This window comes from Selenomonas bovis DSM 23594 (genome assembly GCF_000381005.1).
GTDB classification, from domain to species: domain Bacteria; phylum Bacillota; class Negativicutes; order Selenomonadales; family Selenomonadaceae; genus Selenomonas_C; species Selenomonas_C bovis.
Genome location: NZ_KB908383.1, coordinates 88,120 through 95,586, shown reverse-complemented (window position 1 = coordinate 95,586; position 7,467 = coordinate 88,120). Strand labels below are relative to the sequence as shown.

Here is a 7,467-nt window from a genome sequence, read left to right as displayed (position 1 = left end):
ACCAACTAGCTAATCAGACGCAGACCCATCGCAAAGCGATAGCTTACAAGTAGAGGCTATCTTTAATATCTCTTCCATGCGGAGAAGATACAACATTCGGTATTAGCAGTCCTTTCGGACTGTTGTCCCCATCTTTGCGGCAGGTTGTCTACGCGTTACTCACCCGTTTGCCACTCGACTCAATAAAAGCAAGCTTCTAAATCGTCTCGTTCGACTTGCATGTGTTAAGCACGCCGCCAGCGTTCGTCCTGAGCCAGGATCAAACTCTCCATGAAATATGGAAAGCCGATATTGGCTCTCGTTTCTTTTTGGATCTTGGTTTGTGCGAAGCACAAATCAAGTAAAGAAATTGCCGATTGCTATATGTTCATAGTAATCGATGTTAGATGCTTTCGCATCTCGACATCTGGCTTTACATCATGGTTGCATGATGTTCTGCATTGTTTAGTTTTCAAAGAACACCTGCGATTCCCTCCGGCGCGGTGCGCCTTTCGTGAATCAGCTTCTATATATTACCTCATCCGTTTCGGCTTGTCAAGAACTTTTTGAATTTATTTTCGCAAGCTCTCAAGGCCGCTTGGGATTCGGCTGCCGGCGGCTCCTGCGCTCGTGGCTGTCTGCCGCCGACTCGTAATATATTACACGGTTCGATGCTCCCTGTCAAGGAGTTTTTTCAAGAACAGCTCAAAAAAATTCCGGCACCTCCCTATCCATACAGGAGAATGCCGGAACTTATTTTTCAGCAGCCGAGATCGTGACGATGTTCGAGCAGAATAGCACCGTTCGTGCAGGCAGGGCAAATGCAGTATTTCGTCCCCTTTGCCTTGGCGTCCTTGGCAGCCGCAAGCGTATGGGCCGCTGCCTCCTCACCTCCGAGAATCTTGGCGCCCTCCGGCGAGTCCGCGAAGGCGATGAGTCCGTCGATATCTGTCACGCACTCTTCCAGTCCCGCGAGCATCTTCTCTGCCGCCGCATGTTCATCCGGCGTGCCGAGCGCCTTTTCCCAAGCCTCAATGAGCGTCTTGAGTCCCGGATAGCAGGAGGGCGCTGCCGCTGCTTTTTTCGCTGCCTCGAGCAGTTCCTGTTTCGTCATGAAATATCATCCTCCCCTGTGAGCAACCATATATCATCATTTTGTTTATATTTTAAATACCGCGATGGAATTTTGCAAGTTCTGCGCCTGCTCTGCGAGCTTGCGGCTCGCGTCGGCGATTTCGTGCATCGAGGCTGTCTCTTCCTCCGTCGCCGCCGAGACGGTCTGTGCCTCATCCGCCACCGAACGACTCTTGGTGTTAATTTCCTCGACAGCCGCGTCGATGCGGCCGATGCTCTGCGTCAGGCGCTCGACGGAGGATTGCATCGCCTGTGATGCCTCTGCCGCTTTGCCTACCATGCTCGCGATGCCCTCGAAGGATGTTCCGGCCCCCTGCACGGTCTTCGTTCCGTCCATGACTTCGGAGAGTCCCTGGTGCATGGCGTCCACAGCCTCCTGCGTCGAGGACTGGATGCGGCCGATGCGCTCCGAGATCTCGCTCGCCGCTTCTTGCGACTGTTCGGCGAGCTTGCGCACCTCATCGGCCACCACTGCGAAGCCGCGGCCATGCTCGCCCGCACGCGCTGCCTCGATGGCGGCATTGAGCGCGAGAAGGTTCGTCTGATCCGCGATGTTCGCGATGGTATCGACAATCTCGCCAATCTGCTTGGAGTTCTCCCCCAGTCCTTCGATGAGCTCCGCGATGTGGCTGACATTCGTCTGGATGGACTGCATGCCTGTCACCGCCGTAGCGACGCCCTGACGTCCCTCGGTCGCGACATCGCTCGTCTTCTGAACCTGCTGGCCCGTCTCTTCGAGATGCCCCTCGAAGTCCTGCATGTGCTGCGTGAGTTTTTTGGTATGCTCGTTGGCCGTCTGCACGTCGTCGAACTGCTCCGAGCACGCGCCCGCGACCTTGACGATCGACTCAGCGATTGACTGGCTGACATCCGCCGCTTGCTCGGCCGAAGATGTGAGTTCCTCAGACGACGCCGCGAGGTACTCCGCCGTTTGCGCGACATTGCGCATGAGCGCGCGTACTTTTTCATTCATCTCCTGCATGGCCTGCGCCATCGTGCCGAGCTCATCCGGACGGGAGGCAAGCTCCTGCATCTCCGCAGCAGCCTCACCCTCGAGGCGGAAGTCTCCCGTCCCCATGATGCCGAGCCGCTCCGTCGTCCGTACGATCGGACGCGCGATGTTCGCGCCGACATAGCGTGAGAAAAGGGCCAGGAGGATTTGCAGCAAGACAATCACGCCGAGCGACTCCAGGATGCTCGTGCGCAGATCCGCCGCAAGCTTCGCCTCTCTCTGCGCGACGATCGCATCGATCTCATCGATCCAGACGCCCGTGCCAAGCACCCAGTGATACGGTTTGAACTCAATGGAATAGCCGTATTTCGGCAGGGACTCCGTCTCGCCCGGCTTTGGGAACATCCAGCGTGTAAAGCCGCCGCCCTCCTGCTGCGCAGACTTGTTGATCTCCTGAATATACGGATACCCATTGGGGTCCTTTGCGTTGAAACGGTTCGTTCCCTCGACATCCTTCCTGCCGAGCAGCACGACGTTGTTGCCATCCACCGTATCGATCCAGAAATAGCCCTTGCCGCCGTCATAGCGCAGGTCGCGCACGCGGTCGGCTGCCTCCTTCTTCGCCTGTTCCTCCGTGAGCTCACCTGCCTGCTGTTTCTTGTAATACTCCTCGAGGATCCCGTAGGCCACCTCTGTCTCACCCTTGAGCTGACTCCCCACACTATCCTCGAGATCTGCCCGATACGCGGCAAGCTGTGCGTGATTATCACGCACCGTGCTGACGATGAAATAAGCACCGATGCACAGCGTCGATACGATTGATACACCGCAGATAGCGAGCATCAGGCGCGTTTTCATAGAAGCAATCCTTAACATACCACATTCCCCCTCATTTTTGGGACTTTCCTTGTCCCAAATACGCGATTTCTTTGCCGATTATGTGATTTACTATATATATTTCGCGTTGAATATAGATTTTCCTTCTATTGTGTTGTAATTTTATTGGAGATTATCGAATTTCTTCTCTGTAACACTCGTTACAGCTTCCCATAGGCAAATATACTATGATAAAAACAAGCTCAACGCACAAACGTCCACTTTGTGGACATTATGCGCTCGCCCTTACAGTACGAAGGAGGCACTGTACCATGTATCTCGAACTGCTCACCGATCATCACGCATCCATCTACGCGCTGCTGAAGCAGCTCTCCGGCTTCTCCTCAGCATCGATGCTCACTGCAAATGCCGAGGAGGCCTCCCGCGCGATATCGCGCCTCGCGGGGCTTCTCACCGTCCACCTCGCGGCGGAGGACAAGTTCCTCTACCCGAGCCTCGCACGCAGCGAAGACGAGCACATCCGCACGACGGCCACGCACTTCGAGGAGGAGATGGGACATCTCGCCAGCACGTTTCTCACCTATAAAGAGGCATGGATGACGCCGACGAAGATCCGCCAGAATCCCGCCGCCTGCCTCGAGGCGACGCAGGAAGTCCTCGCCGCGCTGCAGGAACGCCTTGGCCGCGAGGATGCGCAGCTTTATCCGCTGCTGCAAGATTGATCTGCCGAACAAAACAAACAGCGGCTCCCCCGCGCCAGTCTCGCAAGACAGGCGCGGGGGAGCCGCTGCTTTCTTCAAGAAGGACTGATTCAACCAGCACTTCCTTCATTCGCATATTTAGGAAACCACTGATTAATAGATTTGTCGCGCATTCACTTAAGGAACCGCTGATTAATTCGGCACTCCGTCTTCGCGCGTCTGCACTGTCCTCTCGTCGCCCTACAATCCTCAGCACAAAACGCGATGGAGCGTTTTGGCGCTACGCTTCCGGTTTGTCTCCTAGAGAGATACAGCGCATCCACGCAAATCTGGAGCACCTCATTTAATCAGTGCTTCCTTAACCTTCCCCTCAGGGGGCGCGTTAGCGCGGGATGCCAGTGGCATCCCCGGGAGTGCCGAGCGTAGCGATGGCGGAAGAGGTGTTTCGCCTCGAATGATGATTTCCGGCGCAATCCCCCGTCGTGCAACACCTCTTCCACCGCTTCGCGGTCCCCCTTCTCCTAGGGAGAAGGTATGTTCTCATCCACTTCAACAGTAAGTGGAAAAATCTTGCATTAATCAGTGCTTCTTTAGGGAAGGGGAATCGCACAGCGAGCATCTCAGTTCTCTGCGACAGCAGGCGCCTCTTCCTTCTCCTTCTTTGCGGCAAAGCCGAACCCGTACTTGATGCTGAGCACGAGGAGCGCCGCGAGGAACATCGCACCGCCCATGATATAGTAACCGAGGTCGAACGTGCCCGTGTTCGTCTTGATCCAGCCCATCATATAGGGGCCGACGAGGCCGCCGAGGTTGCCGCAGCAGTTGATGAGCGCGATGGACGCCGCGGCCGCGGAGCCCGTGAGGAATGTCGTCGGGATGGTCCACCAGACGCCCATCGAAGCGTGGATGCCGATGGCCGAGAGGCAGATGAGCACGAGCGCGACCGCCGTGTTCGGCGCGTGCGGCGAGAGCGCGAGGCCGACCGCGCCGACGAAGAGCGCACCCGCGACATGCCAGACCTTGTCGCCCGTGCGCGAGGACGAACGGCCGATGAGCACCTGCACGACGAGGGCCGCCATCATCGGGATGGCGATGGCGCCGCCGAGAAGCTGCGTGGAGAGACCGGAGAGCTGTTTCAGAACGGTCGGCATCCAGAAATAGAAGCCCCAGAAACCGACGACCCAGAGGAAATAGATGACGCAGAGGCGCAGGACCTTCGGATCGCGGAACGCCTTGAGTACGGAGTATTTCTTCTTCTTGAGCATGGCGGCGCGCTCTTCCTCATACGCCTCGCTGAGATATGCCTTCTCCTCATCCGTGAGCCAGGATGCCTGGTCCGGACGATCCGGCACGAAGAAGAAGAAAAAGACCGCGAAGAGGAGCGCCGGCACAGCCTCGAGGATGAAGAGCTCCTGCCAGCCGGCAAGGCCGATGATGGACGTCGAGAGCAGCACCCCGGAGAGCGGCGCGCCGATGATGTTCGCGAGCAGGAGGCTCGTGAGCATGTAGCTCGTGGCGCGCGCCCGCTCCTTGCCCATGAACCAGCGCGGGAAGAGCACGGAGTAGATGACGGGATAGAGGCTCGCCTCCGAGGCGCCGAGCAGGAAGCGGCAGAGATAGAACTCGAACTGCGTGCTCATGAACGCCATGAAGCAGCAGACGAGGCCCCAAGTGAACATGATGCGCGCGATCCACTTCGACGCGGAGAAGCGTGCTGCGATGAGCGAGCCCGGAATCTCGAGCAGCAGATAGCCGAAGAAGAAAATGCTCGCGCCCGCGCCGTAGATCTCCGGCGTGAGCCAGCCGAGATCCTGCTTCATCGTGAGCGCCGCGTAGGAAATGTTCACGCGGTCCAGGCAGGCGATGATGGACACGAGGAACACCGGAAAGACGATCCGGAGATCCCGCTTGCGCGTAAGCTGCTTCATGTCAACAGATGCGTTCATGTTGATTCCTCCCAGGAAATAATAAATGATGATGAAAATATAAAAACCTCCGTCCCGCAAAGGGACGGAGGTCTGTTTCCGTGTTACCACCCAGATTCCCGGCACAGCGCCGGGCACTCACAGCGTACTATCATACGCGTCTCCTGTAACGTGGAGAATACGTCTTGGCTTACCAATCGCGTTCAGCCGCACTCCTCAAGGAGGATTTTCGTCCCCGCCTCCGCTACCGCCTCTCAGCAAACTGGCGGCTCTCTGCAAGCCTCGTACGGGAAGTACTCTTTCCTATCATCGGATGTCTCTGGCAATATTTACATGTTTACAACGTTTGTAACGTTCGATGGGAATAATATACTCCCATCAGCGAAGGATGTCAAGCGCTTTACCGGAAATTTCTGCTGCAACTTGCCTTTGCCTGGGATCTCCAGCGATCCGCCACGTCTCACATCAGGTAGCGCAGATAGACGTACACCGTCGAGAGCACGATGGTCAGCAGCATGATGGGGAAACCGATCCAGAGATAGCGCAGGAACGTGATCTTGACGCCGCGCTCCGCCGCGAGGCCCGCGACGATGAGGTTCGCCGAGGCGCCGACGAGCGTGCCGTTGCCGCCGAGGCAGGCGCCGAGCGCGAGGCTCCACCAGATGGGATCGAGATTCGCGACGCCCATCTGCCCCATGCTCTGGATGAGCGGGATCATCGTCGCGACGAACGGGATGTTGTCAAGCACCGACGAGACGAGCGCGGAGAGCCAGAGCACGAGCAGCGAAGTCGCCGTGACATCACCGCCCGTGAGCTCGATGGCCTTGACCGCAAGGTCATGGATGACCCCCGTCTCGACGAGGCCGCCAACCGCGATGAAGAGGCCGATGAAGAAGAAGATGGTCGCCCACTCGACGGATTTCATCGTCTTCTCGACGAGGTGATGGCTGCCGCCCGCGAGCAGGAGCAGCAGGAAACCACCGCCGAGCGCGATGAGCGAGGACTCGATGTGCGTGATGCTATGCGTGAAGAAGCCGAGGATCGTGAGCGCGAGCACAAACAGCGATTTCGCGAGCAGCCTGCGGTCCTTGAGGGATTTCCTCGCGTCGAGCGCGAGCACCTCCTGCTGGAGCTCCGGCTTCGTCTTGAGCTGCTTGCGGTAAAGCACCTCCATGAGGAAGATGACGATGAAGAGGTTGAGAAACGCGATGGGCGCGAGATTCTCGATGAACGCGAGGAATGTGAGCTCGGGCGCCGCGCTGCCGATCATGATGTTCGGCGGGTCGCCGATGAGCGTCGCGGTGCCGCCGATGTTCGAGGCGATGATCTGCGTGAGCAGGAACGGCATCGGCGAGAGGCGCAGCTTGCTCGTGATGGAGAACGTCACAGGCACCATGAGCAGCACCGTCGTCACGTTGTCGAGGAAACCGGAAAAGACGGCCGTGATGAGGCCGAGGTAGATGAGGATGCGGCGCGGCTCCGCCTTGGCCTTCTGCGCCGCCCAGATCGCCACATAGTCGAAGAGCCCCGTCTGGCTCGTGACGCCGACGAGCACCATCATGCCGACGAGCAGCCCGAGCGTGTTGAAATCGACATGATGCAGCGCCGAATCCATGCTGAGCACGCCCGCGTAGAGCATGACGAGCGCGCCGAGCACCGCGGCCACCGTGCGGTGAATCTTTTCCGACACGATGACGACATACATGAGGATGAATACGATACCTGCCAATACTTCCATGAGAAGCCTCCTTTTTTCCGTAATCCGCAGTTCCTTCACATTCCCCATACAAAGATAGGCGAAGCCCGCGTTGAACAGACTCCGCCTAAAAATTCGTATGAGATTTCCTTTAGAATACCATAGCGCACCGTATCCGTCAACTTGATTTTTCCTCCGGAAAGCGTAAACTGGAACGTGCAGAAGCATCAAAAAGGAGGCATT

The 7,467-nt window shown here is 57.5% G+C and carries 5 protein-coding genes, 1 rRNA gene and 1 other annotated feature; of the genes, 1 reads left to right on the top strand and 5 read right to left on the bottom strand.

What is annotated here, in order from left to right; all coding sequences use genetic code 11:
* The 3 genes from F599_RS0104465 to F599_RS0104455 all read right to left on the bottom strand — a co-directional run.
* Positions 1-275, bottom strand: a 16S ribosomal RNA gene (locus F599_RS0104465); the annotation flags it as partial.
* A 464-nt stretch (positions 276-739) separates the two neighbouring features.
* Positions 740-1,093 carry a hypothetical protein gene (locus F599_RS0104460; RefSeq protein WP_019542326.1) on the bottom strand — a complete coding sequence of 118 codons (354 nt, stop codon included), beginning with the start codon at positions 1,091-1,093 and terminating at the stop codon, positions 740-742.
* Positions 1,094-1,138: 45 nt separating this feature from the next.
* Complete coding sequence (locus F599_RS0104455) at positions 1,139-2,941, bottom strand: methyl-accepting chemotaxis protein (RefSeq protein ID WP_026327815.1); 1,803 nt, start codon at positions 2,939-2,941, stop codon at positions 1,139-1,141.
* Positions 2,942-3,213: 272 nt separating this feature from the next.
* On the opposite strand from F599_RS0104455, the gene F599_RS0104450 reads away from it, so the two are divergent.
* Positions 3,214-3,624: a hemerythrin domain-containing protein gene (locus F599_RS0104450; RefSeq protein WP_019542324.1), complete on the top strand. Its 411-nt coding sequence runs from the start codon at positions 3,214-3,216 to the stop codon at positions 3,622-3,624.
* Positions 3,625-4,223: 599 nt separating this feature from the next.
* Here F599_RS0104450 and F599_RS0104445 read toward each other — a convergent pair.
* Positions 4,224-5,549 carry an MFS transporter gene (locus F599_RS0104445; RefSeq protein WP_026327813.1) on the bottom strand — a complete coding sequence of 442 codons (1,326 nt, stop codon included), beginning with the start codon at positions 5,547-5,549 and terminating at the stop codon, positions 4,224-4,226.
* A gap of 57 nt (positions 5,550-5,606) precedes the next feature.
* Positions 5,607-5,847: a binding site (T-box leader), on the bottom strand.
* Positions 5,848-5,988: 141 nt separating this feature from the next.
* A complete protein-coding gene (locus F599_RS0104440) occupies positions 5,989-7,266 on the bottom strand; it encodes an ArsB/NhaD family transporter (RefSeq protein WP_019542322.1) in 1,278 nt (425 codons plus the stop codon).
* Between the last annotated feature and the right edge of the window lie 201 nt (positions 7,267-7,467).

Coding starts and splice junctions, on each gene's coding strand:
- F599_RS0104460 (WP_019542326.1), bottom strand. CDS start 1,093: ATGACGAAACAGGAACTGCTCGAGGCAGCGAAAAAAGCAGCGGCAGCG.
- F599_RS0104455 (WP_026327815.1), bottom strand. CDS start 2,941: ATGTTAAGGATTGCTTCTATGAAAACGCGCCTGATGCTCGCTATCTGC.
- F599_RS0104450 (WP_019542324.1), top strand. CDS start 3,214: ATGTATCTCGAACTGCTCACCGATCATCACGCATCCATCTACGCGCTG.
- F599_RS0104445 (WP_026327813.1), bottom strand. CDS start 5,549: ATGAACGCATCTGTTGACATGAAGCAGCTTACGCGCAAGCGGGATCTC.
- F599_RS0104440 (WP_019542322.1), bottom strand. CDS start 7,266: ATGGAAGTATTGGCAGGTATCGTATTCATCCTCATGTATGTCGTCATC.